This window comes from Pseudomonas capeferrum (assembly GCF_013523055.1).
Classification (GTDB): Bacteria; Pseudomonadota; Gammaproteobacteria; order Pseudomonadales; family Pseudomonadaceae; genus Aquipseudomonas; species Aquipseudomonas capeferrum_A.
This window is the reverse complement of record NZ_JAAMQM010000016.1, coordinates 1-20,390: the sequence shown is the minus strand read 5'-3', so window position 1 is coordinate 20,390 and position 20,390 is coordinate 1. Positions and strand designations below refer to the sequence as shown.

The window sequence follows — 20,390 nt, the reverse complement described above, 5'->3', positions numbered from 1 at the left end:
CTGATTGGAATTAGCTATGGGATCCTGTCAATCCTTCCCTGCCCAGAAGGCCGAGCAGGTCGTGCGCCGGGGCCAACGCCAGACCCAATTACCCAAACGGAGTCCATGCCGCACGGAGAACTCCATATAGTGCGTGTAAGAATGTGAAAACGGTACGCGGCAAGTTCAAGCTTCATACCGGATGACGTGTTTTTCTGAATAACGCCACAGCGGCTCCCAATAGGAATTTATGAACGCGCTGACGGCGGGCTCGCCCTCGATAAGATAATTAAATTCAGCCAGATAACCAGGGTACATATTGTCAGACCCCACCACATAGAACGTGTCGTCAATAATGGTCACCTTCGCATGATTGCCAGGCGCTGATGGGACTTTCGGCACTGCCAAGCCGCTGGCTTTGATCAACGACTGAAGAGGATAACCTATGACCCCAGCTCGCGGCGGCTTTTCCGAGAGCGGCGATTCTTTGAGGGTGGCCGTATGGGCCTCCTCTGCCTGGTCCGGCCATTGATAGGTAGCGCCTTCGGTTGATCGCTCAGCTGGGACGTCGGTATAAAAAAATGGCGCGACTTCCAAGCGGGCCAGCGCGGCGCGGCGTATGCCCTGTGGATCATCCAAAAGAGCATCGGTATATTCGTCGTGCATCATGTAGTAGGCCAGTATGTCAAACGTTCGCTTGGCACCCGATCCAAAGGAATATTGGTCGCCCTCGGCGCCCGCTGCCGCGTCGAGAGGCGAAACGACCACCTGCACACGCAGCTCAGGGTTAGCCAGCAATGCCTCGATCAGCCATCGACATACATCGTGGTCTCGCCACTGCTTTTTCCAGGCGCTTACAATGTCCTGTTGTGACATACGAATGCTCTTCTTGGCATTTTTTATGATGAACTCTTTCATGATCTCGGACCCTTTTTTATAGTCCGTTCGCCGATCAGGCCCTGTCCAGTATTTACCGACGGACAGGATCCGAGCGGACCTTTCGTAGTCTGACTCGGCAGGGCGAGTGTTCATGTATTCCTTGTGCTTATCATCGACATATTTCAGCACTTTACTTTCACTCAAAGGGTCACTGGGCTGACCTGAAAGACCATCCGCATTCACCCAGGACAGAGTGTCGGCATCGAAATACTCCTTGGTCAACAGATCATTGCCCGTCTCCCAAAGCTCGTTCAAAAAAAGCTGAGCACTCAGGGCCGCCTTTCCCAGCACCTTTACGGACACATCGTGCACAGGCGGATAACTTTTGAAAAGATCCGTATTCAGGTTATGCCCACCGACGAATGACTGAACGCCATCGACGGCAATTATCTTGGTATGATTCCAAGTCATCGCAGTTTCAGCATCATCGATGAGATCATCTGGAAACAGTTTTTTAAGTGCGGAGCTCTTCAAACCCTCCGCTATTCGATAGTATCGACCAATCCAGATATCCGGCTTAAGCCCCCACTGCTGCGCTCTCTGCTCAACCAGTTGCGCGACCGCGTCCTTCAACGCAAGATATTCCGGCGTGCCTCTGAAATAATAGGGTACTCCTTTCAGCAGCACCGTAGGCGTCTGGGCGAACAAGAATCTTATTTGCGGCTTTCCTTGCTTTTCAGCCTGTGCGCTTAGCGCCCCATCGATCGCCGACAGGAGCGTCTTGCGCCACTCGGCATCCGGTGCATTGAGTGAAGAAATATCGCACCGATAGCGCAGATTCCGCACCATGCTCACAATCCCAGCTTCAAACTCCTCTGCGCGTTCCACGGCCTGCGGCATCATGTCCTTACCGAACACCTGCCCCCAGATCCTGGGAGTATCGTATAACTTCACATAACCGGTATTGACTGTCTGGTTAAAACAGCCTTCAAGCGCGTCTGACAATGCGTCAAACACATCCGTCTTCGCGTTTTTTTCAGACGCTGTTTTAGCAAGCGTTACGGTCAGGCTTCCAGCATGCTTGCCGTACTCCCCCGCATACCCATTAATGTAAAAGTAGACCTCGCCTTCTCCGGTAGCAGGAGCGTCATAAAGGGGTGGTCGTATCGCTCGCTCCGTTTCAGGCTCACGCTTGCCTTCAGTCGCTATTCCCATGACCAACGTTCCAACCGGTGCACCAGGAAAGAGCAAGGTACGGTTGGAGCCATCCGTAGATTTTCTCCGTTTGATCGTATAGGAGACGTCGACCCATCCTCCATCAAGAGGCTTTAAAACCTCCGCACCGTTCACTCTCACAGGCAGGCTTTTTCCCGCATGTTTCTGGGTCACCTGGTAGGTTTTCGGCTGTCTCAATAACGAGCTCCCATCCGCGGTGGTGCCGCGCCAGATCACCGTTACTTCGTCACCCGCCTGGAGTCCTGCCGAGGTGGGGACTATCACGTGCACTTGCTCGCGATCGGCCTCGATCCAATCCTCCTCGACCTTGTGCAGGGACGGAGCTGCCAGGCCGCCAGGGCGTGAACCAGTAATACTGACGAACGTACTCTTGGAGACGCGCACCTCCTCTTTGCGCTGAAGTGTATAAAATGCCCGTGCCGACCCCTCTACAAGATCCTGCAGGTCCGTATTAGCGACAGTAAATCGCAAGGATTTCTCTGTGATGCTCACGTTCTCTGGGCCCAACACTCGAGAGATGACCTGGCCCTCCACGGTAGTTCCGTTCCAGCGGAGCAGGACGCTATCATCAGCTTGCACCTCCTCAGCCGTCTGCACCTCGATTTCCAGGCTCGCCCCCGATAGCTCATCCAGATCGACTTCAGTGACGGAGTCACTTTTCTCGCTTGCCTTCAGACTGACAATCGCAGGAGCGCTGAGCAGGTTTTCTTCAAGTGCAACCTTGATGATTGCGTCCTCGGACCACTCAGACTCGTTCCCGACTTCATCGGCGATGAAGTAGTAGACTGGCAGCGCCTCACTGTCACCGGCGGCACGAATCCTGTTTTCCGGGACCTCGATGACAACAGGCCGGTTCACATCCGGTGTTTTCACCGTCTGCTCAATGACTTCTTCGCCCCAATACAGATGGATACGATCATGCTCTTGCATGTTGGGATAGGCGGGGATCGTCACCTTCACAGCCGATGCGGCCTGTGCCACCCCGATCGATCCTGACGCAGGAAGGGCAACAATGGGGGCGGGTAATTCCACCGCTTGCTCGGCGCCTGTATGGCCTGGCTGTCCGAAGCGGACCAATGTTGCGGTTGGCGGCGACCTGTACGGAATGCTGGCCCCGTGCACGGTGTAATACAACTCGTGGTGACCGGCGGGCACTTTGTCGCTGGGTACATTGTAGGTCACATAGGTGTTCAGCTGATCCGCCTTGAGCCGCGCACCTGCCACCTGCTGGCCATTCCAGATGACCTGGATGATGTCGTGTTCACTCATGCCAGTATAAGGCGGAATAATAACGATCACGCCGTTGTCCGGCTGCCAGACCATAGCGTCGCTTATTCCGATATCGGCCGTGACGATAGGCCAGTGGGACTCAAGCACAAAGGGTCTCGGAAAGTTTGATTCAGCATTATCGAGATACTTAGGCTGGAGAGCCGCCTCAAAGGACTTCGATAGTTCCTTGAGCCCGCCGATTCCGGCGTTGTCTTCGGCAACGACATCAGCCTCATTCAAATCTGCTTGGCTGTCCAGCGAATGCATATAGTCCATGTGTCTTCCCCTGATGGGTCCAGCGGATGGAGGGTATGTCTTTGCCATACGCACAAGCGCGATAATCACTGGCGGCATGACGGCATAGCCAGCTCGGCGCACAGCTCGGAAACTTTAAAACAGAACAATACTGTGAGGCACTCAGCGCTTCGGTAGTAGCGGCTTAGCGTAAGCGCCTAGTGGTATTTCATGGCCATGGCGCCAACAATGGCTCCGTTGTATGTGTTGGCAAAATAGGACGGCGACTTCATCTGGGCGTGATAAAACCAACCGGCATCGTGGTTCAACCTGATGCACGTCCACGTGTGCCGAGTGATAGGCAGCGATTTACCATACTTTGCTGCAAGCTTATGAAACTCCCTAGTCCCCAGAGGGACCAAGCCTGTTCTTCTGCACCACTGCTCAGCGGTAATCAGGTTGTAGTTACCCTCCGCCAGATAGACATTGAAACACCCTGATACTTCTATTCGGTAGGTCGCCGTGTCGTTCCGGCTGTCGGTGACAATGATAGTAGCCGCGCCATTTTTCAAGCCTGTCACATACCCTTCGTTATCGACAGACGCAATGTCCTTATTGCTGCAACTAAAAGTGAACGGCCCCAGTCCTCCCTCGGGTCTTCTTTGTTGGCGCGCGACGTTATAGCCGCGTTGGGTACGCCAACCTGCAGATACAAAAACGCCACCGCGGGCCTGGTATACTTCAACAGCGCCGCCGTCGATTTTCATGACTCCCTGATTGACTTCAATGCGCGGAATCAGCATCGAAGGCTCGGCAATTTTAAAACACAAGTCGGCCGACGCATGGTCTGGCTTTCCTTCCTTCGTCACCACATAATAAACTTCGACATCGACGGGCTTATCACCCTTGAGCTCTAGTTCCTCTCGAGGAATCAGAAACGCTGAAAGCGCCTTGTCAGTATCAACCTCTTGTTCATCCTCGAAGTAGCCACCTGCCGAGGTGCTCCATATGACGGTGACCTTATAAGGCGCTTCAAATCCTTCTATGGCTGGAATCACAATGTCCACGCCGAATTCGAAATCACCTTTTGAGGGGTCAAGCACGTTATCCGGGAGCTCGGGGTCAGTCGTCGGCGCAGGTAAGGTTTCCTGAATATAGCCAACATAGATGCGGAGCAGATCAGACTGGCGGGCAGACTGTCCTGCCTGCCCTCCGCTCGTCTGGGTGTCATCTACGGTAAGCTCGCCCTCGGTGACCACGCTCAGCTTATCGCCTGACCGGACCTGCACTCCTGTGAAAAACAATTGTTCTTCGCTGGATGCCAGCGTGTCTGACCAATAAGCTTTGTTGGCATCGAACAGGGGCGAGGAAGCGAGGACTTCGTACCAGCTGGAAGCCAAGCCGGTAGTAGGGTTATAGGGTTGCCCTTGGATGGAAGAAAACTTTCTTCCTTCATTGCCGTATGAGACCGTGCGCTCGCCATCAGTGGTATCGGTCCCGACCACGTATACGGTACTCTCCATTGTCTGGTAAAGGGTGGCAGACTCCTCGATACTGCCAATATACTTAAGAAGTTGCCCCCCACTCAGGTCGAGCTTTTTCTCAAGTGGGGTACCCCATGTGGCCAGGCAACACTCCGAGAAGTGGCGAACGATAAGACCAGGTTCTTTGGCCACCCTACCGCCGGAAACGCCATCAGCCCCTGCATTGCCGACCAAGGTAGCGTGTCTTCCAGCGATGGGATAGACATGAATGGATGTCTTGGGATCGGTCTTGGGTATCACGCAGCTGAACCCCTTCGAGTGTTCGTTGCGCGCATAGAAACCGACATACTCTTTCACATTACTTTTCAACGTCACTTTATTAGGTTGAAAATTACCTGGGCCTGGGACAGGGTCAATAGCAAGAATATTAACAGGAATATGCTTAAGTTCATCGTCTTCGAACATGGCGTTTGCGAGCATGTGACAACTGACCCCACCGCGACTCCACCCCACCAGGTTCACTTTCGCCGGAATCACGCCATCCTTTCTAAATGTTCTCACAATCTGGGCCTGCAACTGCTGCTGGGTAACCTTTCTATCCCCGTAGTCGTAGGTTTTTAAGTAGTGCCCGCTGGCTGTCGCGTCGTTGATTGGAATACCTGCAGCCTTTAATAGTTCATACTGCTTGGCAGTAAGCTTTTGACGCTGCCAGTTAAAATTCCCCTTGATAATATGAAGGGCATGCCTGACATTTTCCTCCCATCCATTACCGAACGTAGCACCAGAAAAATAACTGTAGTTGATGAATTCTGTCCAAAAGTCATCCGCTTGCAGGTTATCGCTTCCAGGACCATCTATAACCACCCACTCCGCGAACTCTCTACTCATGGTTGAGGCCGCCAGGTGAGCGATCAGCTCGCCTTGCCAGTACAAGGGGTTAGTATCATCGAACTTTGTGGAGCTCGTTCCACAAAAGTAGATCGTCAAGATGGTCATGCCTAGCCTCCCGGCTGCTCGTCTTACCTAGACTCCTTTTTATCGCGGCCTGGCTAGGCACGTCACCTGACAAAAATGCTAGAAATCGCCGGGCATACTATTTTTATAGTGATGGTCCATCTCATTAACGACATAATGTATTTTGGTATCTATAGCCATTTGCATGTACGTGCATGAGCCCCTGGCTACGCTCAGAGGTTCAGAACAATCTTATGCCGCCTAAAAAAAAGCAGCCCTCCACGTGGATGACGTGGAAGGGCTGCTCTGAATTCGCTCGAATGTGGTCAGATGTCAGCCAGCCGCCACACCTCATACGCCGGTGTCTCGTAAGGATGGTTCTGCTTGAGCGCAGCGACGACCTGAGTGATCAGGTCGTCGGTCACCACCAGCTCCACCTTCCATTCCTCCACCCGCTCGACTACGCCAGTCTGCCCCAGGTAGGGCTGGCTGCCATCGAGGGGGCGGAACTGGCCTTGGCCCAGCACCTGCCACGCGCAATGGTCATAGTCGCCGATACGTCCGCCACCGGCGGCGAATACGGCAGCCTTGACCACGTCCACGTGGCTGGGCGGAACGAAGAAGGCGAGCTTGTGCATGCTCAGTTCACCCAAACCCGCGCGTTGCGGAACATGCGCATCCAGGCGCCGTCTTCCTGCCAGTCGTCCGGGCGCCAGGAGTTCTGCACGGCACGGAATACCCGCTCGGGGTGCGGCATCATGATGGTCACGCGACCATCACGGCTGGTGAGGCCGGTAATGCCGCGCGGCGAGCTGTTCGGGTTCGCCGGATAGGCTTCGGTCACCTTGCCGTGGTTATCGACATAGCGCAGGGCCACGGTGCCGGAGAGGTCGGCTTCAAGCAGCGCTTGCTCGCTGGCGAACTCGGCATGGCCTTCGCCGTGAGCGATGGCGATCGGCATGCGCGAACCGGCCATGCCCTGCAGGAAGATCGAATTGGACTTCTGCACCTCGACCATGGCCACGCGCGCCTCGAACTGCTCCGAGCGATTGCGCACGAAGTGCGGCCAGAACTCGGTGCCGGGGATCAGTTCGTGCAGGTTGGACATCATCTGGCAACCGTTGCACACCCCCAGGGCGAAGCTGTCGTTGCGCTCGAAGAAGGCCTGGAAGGCATCACGGGCACGGCTGTTGAACAGCGCCGACTTGGCCCAGCCTTCACCAGCGCCGAGCACGTCGCCGTAGGAGAAGCCACCGCAGGCCACCAGGCCCTTGAAGTCGGCGAAGTCGACACGGCCGGCGAGGATATCGCTCATGTGCACGTCGATCGCGCTGAAGCCGGCGCGGTCGAAGGCCGCGGCCATTTCGACCTGGCCGTTGACGCCCTGCTCGCGCAGGACCGCGACCTGAGGACGCACGCCGGTCTTGATGTACGGCGCGGCGATGTCTTCGTTGACGTCGAAGCCGAGCTTGGCGCTCAGGCCCGGGTTGTCTTCTTCCAGCAGGGCGTCGAACTCCTGCTCGGCACAGTCGACGTTGTCGCGCAGGCGCTGGATCTGGTAGCTGGTTTCTGCCCACTGGCGCTGCAGCAGGCGGCGGTCGCCCTTGAACAGCACTTCGCCATTGAGACGGATGACGACTTCGGCATTGTTGATCGGCTGGCCGATCACCGCGACGCAGTCCTCGCCCAGGCCCGCGGCGCTGAACTGTGCCAGCACGACCGGGGTAGCGTCCCGGCGTACCTGGATCACGGCGCCCAGCTCTTCGTTGAAGAGGATGGCGGCGGCCTTCTCGCGGCGGCTGGTGAGGGTGTCGAGCTCCAGCCCGAGGCCGCAATGACCGGCAAAGGCCATTTCCAGCACGGTAGTCGCCAGGCCACCGTCGGAACGGTCGTGGTAGGCCAGCAGGTGTCCGTCGGCATTGAGCCCCTGGATCACGGCGAAGAATGCCTTGAGGTCTTCGGCGTCATCGACGTCGGGCGCCCGGCTGGCCAGCTTGCCGTGGGTCTGGGCGAGGATGGAGGCGCCCATGCGGTTCTGACCACGGCCCAGGTCGATGAGGATCAGGTCGGTCTCGCCCTTGTCCATGCGCAACTGAGGGGTCAGGGTCTTGCGAATGTCGACCACGGGAGCGAAGCCACTGACGATCAGGGACATCGGCGAGGTGACGCTCTTCTCGGCGCCCTCGTCGCTCCATTTGGTCTTCATCGACATGGAGTCCTTGCCCACCGGAATGGTCAGGCCCAGCTCCGGACACAGCTCCATGCCCACGGCCTTGACCGTGTCGTACAGGCGGGCATCTTCACCCGGATGACCGGCGGCGGACATCCAGTTGGCCGACAGCTTGATGTCGGAGAGCTTGCCAATGCGTGACGCGGCCAGGTTGGTCAGGGTCTCGCCGATGGCCATGCGACCGGAGGCCGGGGCGTCGAGCAGGGCCAGCGGCGTACGCTCGCCCATGGCCATGGCTTCGCCGGTATAGACGTCGAAGCTGGTAGCGGTGACGGCGCAGTCGGCCACCGGGACCTGCCAAGGGCCGACCATCTGGTCGCGGGCTACCAGGCCGGTGATGCTGCGGTCGCCGATGGTGATCAGGAAGCTCTTGCTCGCCACGGCCGGATGACGCAATACGCGTTCGACCGAATCGGCAAGTTCCAGGGTGGCCGGGTCGAAGTCATCGCCCAGTTCGGCTTCACGGGTTACCGAGCGGTGCATGCGCGGCGGCTTGCCGAGCAGGACGTCGAGCGGCATGTCCACCGGGGTATTGCCGAAGTGGCTGTCGGTGACGGTCAGGTGTGGCTCTTCGGTGGCTTCACCGACCACGGCGTAAGGGCAACGCTCGCGCTCGCAGATGGCCTTGAAACGCTCGAAGTTGGCCGCATCGACCGCGAGCACGTAGCGCTCCTGCGATTCGTTGCTCCAGATTTCATGCGGGGCCATGCCCGGCTCGTCGTTGGGCACGTTGCGCAGTTCGAAGCGACCACCGCGGCCACCGTCATTGACCAGCTCCGGGAAGGCATTGGAGATACCGCCCGCACCAACGTCGTGGATGAAGGCAATCGGGTTCTCGTCGCCCAGCTGCCAGCAACGGTCGATGACCTCCTGGCAACGGCGCTCCATCTCAGGGTTCTCGCGCTGTACCGAGGCGAAATCCAGGTCGGCCGAACTGGCACCCGTGGCGACCGAAGAGGCCGCGCCGCCGCCCAGGCCGATCAGCATCGCCGGGCCGCCGAGGACGATGAGCTTGGCACCGACGGTGATCTCGCCCTTCTGCACGTGGTCTTCACGGATGTTGCCCAGGCCGCCCGCCAGCATGATCGGCTTGTGGTAGCCGCGCACTTCATCGCCGTGCGGAGTGTCGATCGACTGCTCGAAGGTGCGGAAGTAACCGGTCAGTGCCGGACGCCCGAATTCGTTGTTGAAGGCAGCGCCGCCCAGCGGGCCGTCGATCATGATGTCGAGGGCGTTGACGATGCGCTCGGGCTTGCCGTACGGCTTCTCCCAAGGCTGCTCGAAACCGGGGATCCGCAGGTTGGAAACGGTGAAGCCGGTCAGGCCCGCCTTGGGCTTGGCGCCACGGCCGGTCGCGCCCTCGTCGCGGATTTCGCCGCCGGAGCCGGTGGAGGCGCCGGCGAATGGCGAGATGGCGGTCGGGTGGTTGTGCGTCTCGACCTTCATCAGGATGTGCACCGGCTCCTGCACCGCGCCGTACTGGCGGGTATCGGGATTCGGATAGAAGCGGCCGGCGACGCTGCCGACGATCACCGAAGCGTTGTCCTTGTAAGCGGACAGCACGCCTTCGCTGTGCATCTGGTAGGTGTTCTTGATCATGCCGAACAGGCTTTTTTCCTGGCTCTGGCCATCGATATCCCAACTGGCGTTGAAGATCTTGTGGCGGCAGTGCTCGGAGTTGGCCTGGGCGAACATCATCAGTTCGATGTCGTGCGGGTTGCGCTTGAGACCCTGGAAGGCGGCGACCAGGTAGTCGATCTCGTCTTCGGCCAGGGCCAGGCCCAGTTCGACGTTGGCCTGCTCCAGCGCGGCACGACCACCGCCGAGGACGTCGACGGCAGTCAACGGCTTGGGCTGGGCATGGCTGAACAGGTCGGTGGCTTCTTCCAGGCGGGTCAGCACGCGCTGGGTCATGCGGTCATGCAGCGTGGCGTTGACGAGGGCAGCGTCGGCGTCGCTCAGCTCGCCACTGACGTGATAGGCGATGCCGCGTTCCAGGCGCCGGATGTTCTGCAGCCCGCAGTTGTGGGCGATGTCGCTGGCCTTGCTCGACCAGGGCGAAATGGTGCCCAGGCGAGGCACCACCAGGAACAGGCGGCCCGTCGGCTCCTGCACCGGGACGCTCGGACCGTACTTGAGCAACCGACCCAGCACCTGCTGTTGGTCGGCGGTCAGTTCGCCATCGACCTCGGCGAAGTGGGCAAATTCGGCATACAAACCAGTAACAGCGGGGACTTTCTGGCTCAGTTGCTCGAGTAATTTACCGTGGCGAAAGGCAGAAAGGGCAGGAGCGCCGCGCAGGATCAACATCGTCGGGACAGCCTCAGGAAGGGGTGTGCTTAGAGGCCGTGCATTCTAGCCTAAATCCGCGGCTTTCGGCACCCGCAACAGGGTATTGCTGCCCGACCACATGTCGGTGCCTGAACCGGACTTCAGGGTCAGAAAACAGGCTGTAAGAAAAGCCAACGCCCCATATCGGAAAACTCGCTACCAGACAAGCTCGGCATTGTCGAGATATGGCGGGACCGGCGCTTTGCGTATACTGCAACCTATGTTCGCCCACACTGCTTTGCGCCAGCGTTGCGCCAGATGGCTCTTCGCAACCGGACTCTTCCTGATGCTCGGTGCCTGTGTTGAAAAACCTAGCACACTCGAGCGTGTCAAGGAGGACGGTGTGCTGCGCGTGGTTACCCGCAACAGCCCGGCTACCTATTTCCAGGATCGCAACGGCGATACCGGTTTCGAATACGAGCTGGTCAAGCGCTTTGCCGACGACCTGGGCGTCGAGCTGGAGATCGAGACGGCCGACAACCTCGACGAGATGTTCAATCAGCTGGGCAAGCCCGCCGGCCCCGTGCTCGCCGCCGCCGGGCTGGTCAGCAGCGAGAAGCGCAGCGTCCAGGCGAAGTTCTCCCACCCTTACCTGGAAGTCACCCCGCAGATCATCTACCGCAACGGCCGCTCGCGCCCGACCGATGCCAGGGGCCTGGTAGGCAAGAAGATCATGGTGCTCAAGGGCAGCAGCCACGCGGAACAGCTGGCTGCGCTGAAAAAGCAGTATTCGGCGCTCGAATACGAAGAGTCCGACGCCGTGGAGGTAGTAGACCTGCTGCGCATGGTCGATGAGGGGCAGATCGACCTGACCCTGGTCGACTCCAACGAGCTGGCGATGAACCAGGTCTACTTCCCCAAGGTGCGCGTGGCCTTCGACCTGGGCGACGCCCGCGACCAGCGCTGGGCCGTTGCCGCTGGCGAAGACAACAGCCTGCTCAACGAGATCAACGATTTTCTCGACAAGGCTCAGAAGAACGGCACCTTGCAGCGTCTCAAGGATCGTTACTACGGCCATGTCGACGTGCTCGGCTATGTCGGCGCCTACACCTTTGCCCAGCACCTTCAACAGCGCCTGCCCAAGTACGAGAAACACTTCCACGCTTCGGCCAAGGTCGAGCAGGTCGACTGGCGGCTGCTGGCGGCGATCGGCTATCAGGAATCCATGTGGCAGCCCGAAGTCACGTCCAAGACCGGTGTACGCGGCCTGATGATGCTGACCCAGCGCACCGCGCAAGCCGTGGGCGTGTCCAATCGGCTGGACCCCAAACAGAGCATTCAGGGAGGCGCCAAGTACTTCATGATGGTCAAGGAACAGCTCGATGACAGCATCGAGGAGCCTGATCGCACCTGGTTCGCCCTGGCCGCCTACAACGTCGGCAGCGGCCATCTGGAGGACGCGCGCACCCTGGCCAAGCGCGAGGGCCTGAACCCGAACAAGTGGCTGGACGTGAAGAAGATGCTGCCGCGCCTGGCGCAGAAGAAGTGGTACAGCAAGACGCGCTATGGCTACGCGCGTGGCGGGGAGCCGGTACACTTCGTGGCCAACATCCGGCGCTATTACGACATCCTGACCTGGGTGACCCAACCGCAGCTCGAGGGTCAGGTGGCCGAGGGCACTCTGCATGTGCCGGGCGTCAACAAGGACAAGCCAGAGCAGTCACCGCCGATGTGATCCCACGCGGTGTCAGGTTGCCTGAACTGAGGCTACTGCGCAGCCTATCGCGGGCGGTTCGGCGCTCCGGAGAAGTCACCCCTACAGGCCTTGGTGACGGCCCTGGAAGTCTCTCAAACACCCTCGAAACCTTAGGACTCTGCCTAGCCTGGTGGGCTGCACTGTCGCGCAAAGACTTTTCTGTAGCCCCCGCTGTATCTGTGGGAGCGGGTTTACCCGCGAAGAGGCCGCCCATGTCATCGTCTTTATCGGCAAGGTCGCGCCATTGTTCGCGGGTAAACCCGCTCCCACAGATATGGCAGCGGCTCAAAAAATCATCAAGATCAGTGAGATAAAAGCTTTTTCATGAGAGCGGCCTTGTGTCGTGATGACCCGCAATGGTCTCGGCAGCTACACTTTCGCCCGCCGCGCCTTGAAGAATTCGCTCAGAATCCGCCCGCACTCTTCCGCCAGCACCCCACCCTCGAACATTACCCGATGATTGAGAAAACCCTGGGTGAAGAACTGCCCCTGGCTCTGCACCACGCCCGCCTTGGGCTCCAGGGCGCCGTACACCACGCGCCCGATGCGTGAGTGGACAATCAGCCCCGCGCACATGCTGCACGGCTCGAGCGTGACATACAGGGTGCTGCCCGGCAGACGGTAATTGCTGACAGCCTGGGCCGCGGCTCGAATAGCGACCATCTCGGCATGTGCACTGGGATCGCTGCCGCTGATCGGACAGTTGAAGCCGCGCCCCACTACCTGCCCATGCTGCACCAGCACGGCCCCCACCGGTACCTCACCCAATGCGGCGCCCTCGGCAGCCAGTTCCAAGGCCATGCGCATGAATTCCTGATCGCGGCTGCGATCGATGATTTGAGGACGCATCAGACCACCGCGATCGCGGCCATGAGGCCGGTTTCCATGTGATCGATCACATGGCAATGGAACATCCAGGTGCCCGGGTTATCGGCGACCAGTGCCACCTGGGCCCGCTCGTTCTTGCCCAGCAGGTAGGTATCGGTGAACCAGGGCTCGACGATCTTGTGCCGATTGGACGCGATCACCTTGAAACTCATGCCATGCAGGTGAATCGGGTGCTGGTACTGGGTCATGTTCTTGAACTCGAAGATGTAGCTCTTGCCCAGTTTCAAGGTAGCAATGGGCCGATCGGCACACGTCTCGTCGGTGATGTCCCAGGCCTGGCCGTTGATCTGCCACAGGCTGGGTGGCCGACCTTCCTCGGTATTCACCGAGACCTTGCCTACCCACTCGAAATTGAAGTTGAGCTTCTCGGAAGTTTCCAGATCGGGCTCGGCGATCGGGTTGGGCGGCAAGGCTGGAGGCCAGTCGCCGGGCGCTTCATCGCTGGCCACGGAGCGAAGGGTGCCCAGGCGCACGAAGCCGTCGCGCAGGGAGATTTCCTCACCTGCCTCGGGAATGCGGATCGCCAGGCAAATGCGCATTCCTGGGCCGAGCCAGTAATCCTTGCCCAAGGGGCGCGGGGTGATGGGATTGCCGTCCAGCGCATAGACCATCGCCTCGCAGTCGCCGCGCAGGTTGATGCGATAGGTCCAGGTGTTGTCCAGGTTGAGCAGACGCACCCGCACGACCTGGCCGGCCGGCAACTCGGTCACAGAGTCGGGTTGGCCGTTGATCGTGATCAGGCGCCCTGCGGTCCCGTTGCGCGCTGCCTCGCGGGGGATGCTGAAAGGCGTGAAGACGCCCTGCTCGTCCACGTGCCAGTTCTTCAGGCTCAGCGTACGCTCGTGACGAAAGCCCGTCGGCTCGCGCTCCTCGACGATCAGGGGGCCCACCAGGCCGCGGCCCAGTTCCTCGGAGCTGGCGACATGCGGGTGATACCAATAGCTCCCCGCATCCGGCACGCGGAACTTGTAGTCGAAGAATTCGCCCGGCTTCACGGGCAGCTGCGACACATAAGGCACGCCGTCCATTTCCAACGGCAGGCGGATGCCGTGCCAATGGATGGTCGTTTCTACCGGCAGATGGTTGATGAAGCGCACCCGCAACCAGGTGCCCTGGCGCACGCGCAGCTCGGTGCCGGGAGCCGACGGGCCAAAGGCCCAGGCTTCAGTCTTGAAGCCCGGCACCAGCTCGACATCCAGGGGCGCAGCGATCAGCTCATAGTCGTGCCCGGCCTGCTCGTCCTCGACCTTGCCAAGCCAGTAGCGCGCGGCGCCGCCGGCACCGAGGCCTACGACCACCAGACCGGTCAGGCCCTTGAGCATTTGTCGACGGGTAAAGGACATTGGAGCAGGTACCTCGTATTGCGAAATCAGTCTGCCAGTAAGGGGCTGGCGAAGAAGGGCGAATACGATACACCCGCAATTGAGAAAGATTAAGTGAAGAGTGGTTTAAATGGCATCGAGCCTGCGTTCGAGGAGGCGTACAGCCCTCACGCCATGCGAACTCATGGTTTTTCCTGCGTCAGGCAAGAACCTAATATTTCGATACAACAGACCTAGGACGATTCAGACGCGTCCTACAGCATCCTCATACCGGAAGCGCTATCTTCCGCCGCTTTATCAAGAACAAGTACGAGGCGCCACTGTGAAGACCATCAATCACGTCGCACTGATCGTTACCTTGCTCATCGCATCGGTCATCGGCACGACGAGCGTATTCGCCTCCCCGGTACTCGGCGAGCAGCTAGGCAAAACCGCGGCCCAGATCGAACAGCGCACGGGCGGTCGGCTGGGCATCAGCGTAACTGACCTGGCTTCCGATACCCATTGGTCCTACAAAGGTGATCAGCGGTTTCCCCTGGCCAGCACCTTCAAGGCCTTCGCCTGCGCAAGCCTGTTGTCCCAGGCGGACCGGGGCAAGCTCGACTTGGGACAGCGCATGACTTATACGTCGCGGGAGCTAGACAGCTATTCACCGGTCACGCGCGATCATGCAGATGGACCAGGCCTATCGTTGTCGCAGCTGTGCGATGCCGCCATGTCCATGAGCGACAACACCGCCGCCAACCTGGTGCTCAAGGCCGTGGGCGGGCCTGCCGGGCTGACGGCATTCATGCGCTCCATCGGCGACGGCACAACGCGCGTCGATCGCTACGAACCGGAGCTCAACAACGTCTCGCCCGGTGATCCACGCGACACAACCAGCCCCATTGCCGCGGCGCAGAGCCTGCGGGCGCTGTTGCTGGGGAATGTGCTATCCGAGACCTCGCGCCAGCAGTTCGAAGCCTGGCTGGTAGACAACAAGGTCAGCGCCCCGCTGTTTCGCGCCAGCCTGCCTGGAGGCTGGAAAATCGCCGACCGCACCGGCGCGTCCGAATATGGCTCGCGAGGCATCATTGCGGTGATCTGGCCCACGGGCGATGACACGACGCATGGCCCGGTGGTGGTAGCCGTCTATCTGACCGGAACGCGCTTGTCATTGGAGGAACGTAATACAGTGCTGGCCGAAGTGGGGGCTGCGCTGGTGCGCGACTTGAAGCCTCTCTAACGCCCAGACAAAACTTAGCGTAGAGGCCCCGTCATCATCCCGTGTGCCACATCCTCGACCAGCGCCTTGGCCATCCCACTCAGGCAATGCGCTGCCCACACCAGTTCGTCGCCCCGCTCGCGTCCTGCCGCCAGCGTGATCTTGTAGACGCAGCTCATGAGTACCGTCGCCTGCTCCAACGCATATTCCGCGTCATGTCCCGGCGTGACTTTGAACAATCGGTCTGTAATCTTTCCCTCGACACCCTCACCAAAGGTGCCGACACCAGAAGTCTGCACATCCGACGTCTTGGTTATGCTGCTCATACCTAACCTCCATCGCATGCGTCCGGGCTGACGCAGAGCCAGCCCAGCGCACGTACTATTCCTATGGGCGGTTCGCCGATGCGGCTGACCCCGCGAAGAATCCAGCTCGGTTCAGGCGTCAGGGGCGTGGCTGCAGCCGACTCAGCGCCATTTCTACCAGGCTGCGAGCATTTTCGATTTCATGCATCGTCGCCAGGGTCATGACCTGAGCAGCAGGCTTGGGATGGAGCAACACCGTCTGCTGGGCGACGGTCAGGGCGCAGACCAGGTATTCCGAGGTCTGGAGCAGGAGGGTTTCGATGGAGGGGTTTGCGTTATTTGCTTGAAGCGGCGGGTCGGAACGATCTTCAACATAAGGATAACTCCGTCTCTTCTCAGGGTTGAAGCCGCCACATGCCTGCTGTCAAACAGGCAGGTGGCAGCTGTACGCGGGTTGACAGACTGGGAGAAGTACACGGAAAAGACCGGCGCACCGAAGTGCCCCACGCACAGCCGCCATAACACGAGACGCGCGCGGTGTCTTCTAACACGGCCTGTCAAAACCGGTCGTAGGGTCAACAACGACTGGTCGAGGCTAGACCGACAAGAAAACCATCGCAAGCGCTTAGAGGCGAAGAAAGCATGATTCGGAAAGGTCCAACAGGATATAGGGTAAGTCTGAAGTTTTTTGTAAGAAAGTGCATAAAGCTGTGTATGGAGTTACTCCTGGTTCACAGCTTTGTAGAAGCTTGGCATGTACTCAAACCCTTATCAGCGCAGAGGTGGCCCAAGGTTCGGATAACGCCAGAGCGGCCTGGCCTGATCACCGCCGTGAAAGACGAAATTTGACACCACGCCATCCGGACAGGTGGTTGCGCACGCGCCCATTGCCGTCGGCCAACGGGTGAATGTAGACGAAGCCAAAGGCTGCAATGGCGCTGCGCATCACCCGCGACTGCCCCTCGGCCCTTTCGAGGAACACACGCAGCCCTACCCGCCTGATCTCGGTGATGCCCGTTGCTGGCCGACAGCTGCCTGTCACGAAGGGCTGCTATCGGCCCAAAGCAGCCCTTCGCGCAGCGCTGCTCACGGCCAGAAGCAGACTGCTTGGCAGAGGCGATCCTGTGGGAGCGGGTTCACCCGCGAACACCGGCAAAGCCGGGGCCATACACAGCGTCGCATTCTTCGCGGGTAAACCCGCTCCCACAGGGTACGCGCAGCGCTTGCGGGCGTTGATTACCTCGCATGCTCGCCGGTACTTCCTCGCGGAGACTGCTCTGAAAGCTCAGGTCCGCTATAGGTCCGAAGCTGCCAGTGACGACCGACCGCTATCGATCCAAAGCAGTCGATCGCACTGCGCTGATCTAGCCTCAGGCTTACCAGAGTCGAACCGTGTAATCCACGTTGACCCTCAGCTCGTTGTCGTCCCGGTGCGTGGCGCCGGCCAGGAAGTCATTGCGATACCACGCGTGCCGCAGGCGCAGCGCTACGCCTTCGAGCGTGCCCTGCTGCACGGTGTACGACAGCTCCACGTCCTTCTCGCTCTCGCTCAGCCCGCCCCCGCCAAAACGCGCCAGTTCGATATTGTCGCCACGCACATAGCGCAGCATGCCCTTGAGCCCGGGCACGCCGAACGGGGCGAAGTCCTGGTCGAACTTGACCTGCCAGCTGCGCTCCTTGGGGTTGATGAATTCGGAACTGAGCGTGCCCTCGGTGATCACCAGCGGTTCGGTCCCGTACAGGTAGGGCATCGCGGTGTCGCCATCCAGGCGCATGTAGCCAACCCCCAGGCTGTGGCTGGCCCAGGCGTAGGTGAGCATGAGCGCGGTATTGCGGTTGTCGACCGGGCCGGCCTTGGCGGCGCCCTCCTCGCCGGTGACAAACAGGCGGAAATCGCTCTTCAGGCGGCCCGGCCCCAGCTTGCGATCATCGACGAAGCCGAAGTAGTCCTTGCGATATAGCTGGTCCAGCTCGGCATGGTAGTAGCGCAGGGTCAAGGAGTCGGACCAGGCGTAGTCACCGCCGAGGAAGGTGAAGCGGTCGGAGGTGGCGACGCCGTTGAAGCGGCCATTGGGCCCGGCGACGCTCATCTGCTGGTAGTCGGTTGAGTCGCGCAGGTTGATGCGGTCGAGCCAGCCGGCGTGCAGGCTCAGCCGATCGATATCGCTGGAGCGCAGGTAGGCACCGCGAAAAGTCTGCGGCAAGAGCCGGGTCGGGCTGGCGAAGGCGATCGGCAGGAGGGTGCTGATGGTGCCGCCTTGTAGCTCGGTGCGCGAGATACGCATCTTGCCGGTCAGGCCCAGCTCGGAATAGTTGTCGGCAGGCTTGCGGGTCACCGGGTCGAACGGTAGCAGGCCGGTGCCGGCACGGTCGGACGAGGAGTCGAGCTTGACGCCGAGCATGCCCTTGGCATCCAGGCCGAAGCCGACCGGGCCCTCGGTGAAGCCGGAAGTGACGTTGAGGATGAAACCCTGGGCCCATTCGCGGGCGGCCGCCTGTGCGGTCGGGCCCAGGTAATTGCGATCGAAGTAGTAGTTGCGCAGCACCAGTACGGCATGGCTGTCGTCGACGAAACCAGCAGCATGGGACGAATTGGCGCAGAGCAGGCCGGCGGCCAGGGCCAGGCAGGTTTTCGGGGCCTTGTGCATGTCACTTCACTTTCTTGTAGTTGTAATAAGCCCTGCCGCTAGCGCAGCAGGGAGCACAGCAAGGTTGAACAGCGCGCGGGGTCAGGCCGGGCGGCGACCGATCAGGCGGAACAGCGCCAGGGCGGCAATCACCACGCCGGGTGCCGAGGCCAGCAGCACCCCGGCCGAACCGGCGCCGAGGGCGAGCATCTGGCCGGCCACCAGTGGTCCGCTCATCGCCCCCAGGCGCCCGACCGCCACCGCCGCGCCGACGCCGGTGGCACGCATGCGCACGGGGTAGAAATGCGGCGCCAGGGCGTACAGCACGCCCTGCCCGCCGGTGGCGAAGAAACCGGCGAAAAAGCCGGCGACAAGCATCCCCGGCAATGTACTGGCCAGCCCCAGGCCTGCCAGCGCGGCGAGGATCCCCAGGTACACCAAGGCTGTCGTGGCACCGGCCGGCAGGCGCTCGAGCACCTGGCCGAGGACCAGTGTGCCGATGGCCGCGCCAATTTGCAGGACGAACATCACCCAGCTGGCGTCACGGCTGCTGAAGCCTTGGCCGATCAGCAGGCTCGGCAGCCAGTTGATCAGGATGTACACCACCATCAAGGTGAAGAAGTAACTCAGCCACAGCAGCCAGGTCGCGCCCTGGCCGAACAGCTCGCGGCGCAGGCTGGGCGCGTCGTCGGCCTGGGCGGTGGCGCGGAACTGGCCGGACTCGGGCAGGTACAGCGCCAGCAAGGGCAGGATCAGCAGCGGCCCGACGCCACCCACATGGAACACCCGCTGCCAGTCGCCGCTGTAGCCAGCGATGCCGATGCTAGCGGCCAGCGCCGCGCCCAGCGGCACGCCGCAGTACATCAGGCTGACCGCGCTACCGCGCAGGCGCTGGCCAGCGGCTTCGCTGGTAAGGGCGATCAGGTTGGGCAATGCGGCTCCCAGCCCGACCCCGGTGAGCAGCCGGGCCAGCAGCAGACTGGGCAGGCTCCAGGCGTGGGCCGTGGCCAGGGAGAACAGGCCGAACAGCGCCACCGAGCCGATCAGGATACGCTTGCGCCCAAGGCGGTCAGCCAGCCACCCACCGACCAGGGCGCCGGGCAGCAGGCCGAGGATACCGGCGCTAAAGACCCAGCCCATTTGCAGCTTGTCCAGGCCAAAGGCACTGGCCATGCCTTGGGCGGCGATGCCGGCGGCCTGCAGGTCGAGGCCTTCGAGCAGGGCGACGAGGAAACACAGGCCGATGGTGATAGCCACGCGAGGCGGGTTGTTGGCAGAAGTCATGAAATCACCCGTTTTGTTTTTGTATGGGGTCGTTGTTTGTAGGGGGCCGCAAAGCGGCCCCGGGTTCACATCAGCGCTCGAGCAGGTCCAGCGCCACATCCACGATCATGTCTTCCTGCCCCCCTACCATCCGTCGCTTGCCCAGCTCGACGAGGATGTCCACCGTCTTGATGCCATAACGCGCAGCGGCCAACTCGGCATGACGCAGGAAGCTCGAGTAGACCCCGGCATAGCCCAGCGCCAGGGTTTCGCGGTCCACTCGCACCGGCCGGTCCTGCAGCGGGCGTACCAGGTCGTCGGCGGCATCCATCAGCGCGTACAGGTCGGTGCCGTGGTTCCAGCCGAGCTTGTCGGCGGCGGCAATGAACACCTCCAGCGGTGCGTTGCCGGCACCGGCGCCCATGCCGGCGAGGCTGGCGTCGATGCGGTCGCAGCCCTCCTCCACCGCGGCGATGGAATTGGCCACGC

The 20,390-nt window shown here is 60.4% G+C and carries 12 protein-coding genes and 1 pseudogene; 2 read left to right on the top strand and 11 right to left on the bottom strand.

From position 1 onward, the window contains the following. Positions 1-165: 165 nt before the first annotated feature. The 4 genes from G7009_RS27520 to purL form a co-directional block, all read right to left on the bottom strand. On the bottom strand, positions 166-3,639 hold the full coding sequence (locus G7009_RS27520; protein ID WP_219856654.1) for a hypothetical protein: 3,474 nt from the start codon (positions 3,637-3,639) through the stop codon (positions 166-168). Between the two features lie 176 nt (positions 3,640-3,815). Then, positions 3,816-6,077: an Ig-like domain-containing protein gene (locus tag G7009_RS28055; protein ID WP_181131381.1), complete on the bottom strand. Its 2,262-nt coding sequence runs from the start codon at positions 6,075-6,077 to the stop codon at positions 3,816-3,818. Positions 6,078-6,361: 284 nt separating this feature from the next. After that, the gene (locus G7009_RS18275) at positions 6,362-6,673 is read right to left on the bottom strand and encodes a Nif3-like dinuclear metal center hexameric protein (RefSeq protein ID WP_181131380.1); all 312 of its coding nucleotides are present in this window, start codon (positions 6,671-6,673) and stop codon (positions 6,362-6,364) included. Positions 6,674-6,675: 2 nt separating this feature from the next. Further along, positions 6,676-10,575 (bottom strand): phosphoribosylformylglycinamidine synthase, encoded by a 3,900-nt coding sequence (gene purL, locus G7009_RS18270; RefSeq protein WP_181131379.1) that lies wholly within the window; start codon positions 10,573-10,575, stop codon positions 6,676-6,678. 241 nt (positions 10,576-10,816) lie between these two features. Between purL and mltF the strand changes: the two genes are divergently transcribed. Beyond that, entirely contained in the window at positions 10,817-12,271 is a 1,455-nt protein-coding gene (mltF, locus tag G7009_RS18265) for a membrane-bound lytic murein transglycosylase MltF (RefSeq protein WP_181131631.1), read from the top strand. A gap of 390 nt (positions 12,272-12,661) precedes the next feature. Here mltF and tadA read toward each other — a convergent pair whose 3' ends face one another. Then, positions 12,662-13,141, bottom strand: a complete 480-nt coding sequence (tadA, locus tag G7009_RS18260; protein ID WP_181131378.1) for a tRNA adenosine(34) deaminase TadA — start codon at positions 13,139-13,141, stop codon at positions 12,662-12,664. Next, positions 13,141-14,523 carry a multicopper oxidase family protein gene (locus G7009_RS18255; protein WP_181131377.1) on the bottom strand — a complete coding sequence of 461 codons (1,383 nt, stop codon included), beginning with the start codon at positions 14,521-14,523 and terminating at the stop codon, positions 13,141-13,143. Before G7009_RS18255 ends, tadA begins: the two co-directional genes overlap by 1 nt. 301 nt (positions 14,524-14,824) lie before the next feature. Here G7009_RS18255 and bla point away from each other — a divergent pair, with 301 nt between their 5' ends. Continuing rightward, complete coding sequence (gene bla / locus G7009_RS18250) at positions 14,825-15,727, top strand: class A beta-lactamase (protein WP_219856653.1); 903 nt, start codon at positions 14,825-14,827, stop codon at positions 15,725-15,727. 14 nt (positions 15,728-15,741) lie between these two features. Here bla and G7009_RS18245 read toward each other — a convergent pair whose 3' ends face one another. The 5 genes and pseudogenes from G7009_RS18245 to mhpE form a co-directional block, all read right to left on the bottom strand. Continuing rightward, a complete protein-coding gene (locus tag G7009_RS18245) occupies positions 15,742-16,032 on the bottom strand; it encodes a DUF3077 domain-containing protein (protein ID WP_181131376.1) in 291 nt (96 codons plus the stop codon). Between the two features lie 802 nt (positions 16,033-16,834). Then, complete coding sequence (locus G7009_RS28050; protein ID WP_308813335.1) at positions 16,835-17,053, bottom strand: Fic family protein; 219 nt, start codon at positions 17,051-17,053, stop codon at positions 16,835-16,837. A 334-nt stretch (positions 17,054-17,387) separates the two neighbouring features. Then, positions 17,388-18,659 carry an OprD family porin gene (locus G7009_RS18235; RefSeq protein WP_181131375.1) on the bottom strand — a complete coding sequence of 424 codons (1,272 nt, stop codon included), beginning with the start codon at positions 18,657-18,659 and terminating at the stop codon, positions 17,388-17,390. An 81-nt stretch (positions 18,660-18,740) separates the two neighbouring features. Continuing rightward, positions 18,741-19,922, bottom strand: a complete 1,182-nt coding sequence (mhpT, locus tag G7009_RS18230; protein ID WP_181131374.1) for a 3-(3-hydroxy-phenyl)propionate transporter MhpT — start codon at positions 19,920-19,922, stop codon at positions 18,741-18,743. A gap of 70 nt (positions 19,923-19,992) precedes the next feature. Further along, positions 19,993-20,390: pseudogene (gene mhpE / locus G7009_RS18225) on the bottom strand (4-hydroxy-2-oxovalerate aldolase); the annotation flags it as partial.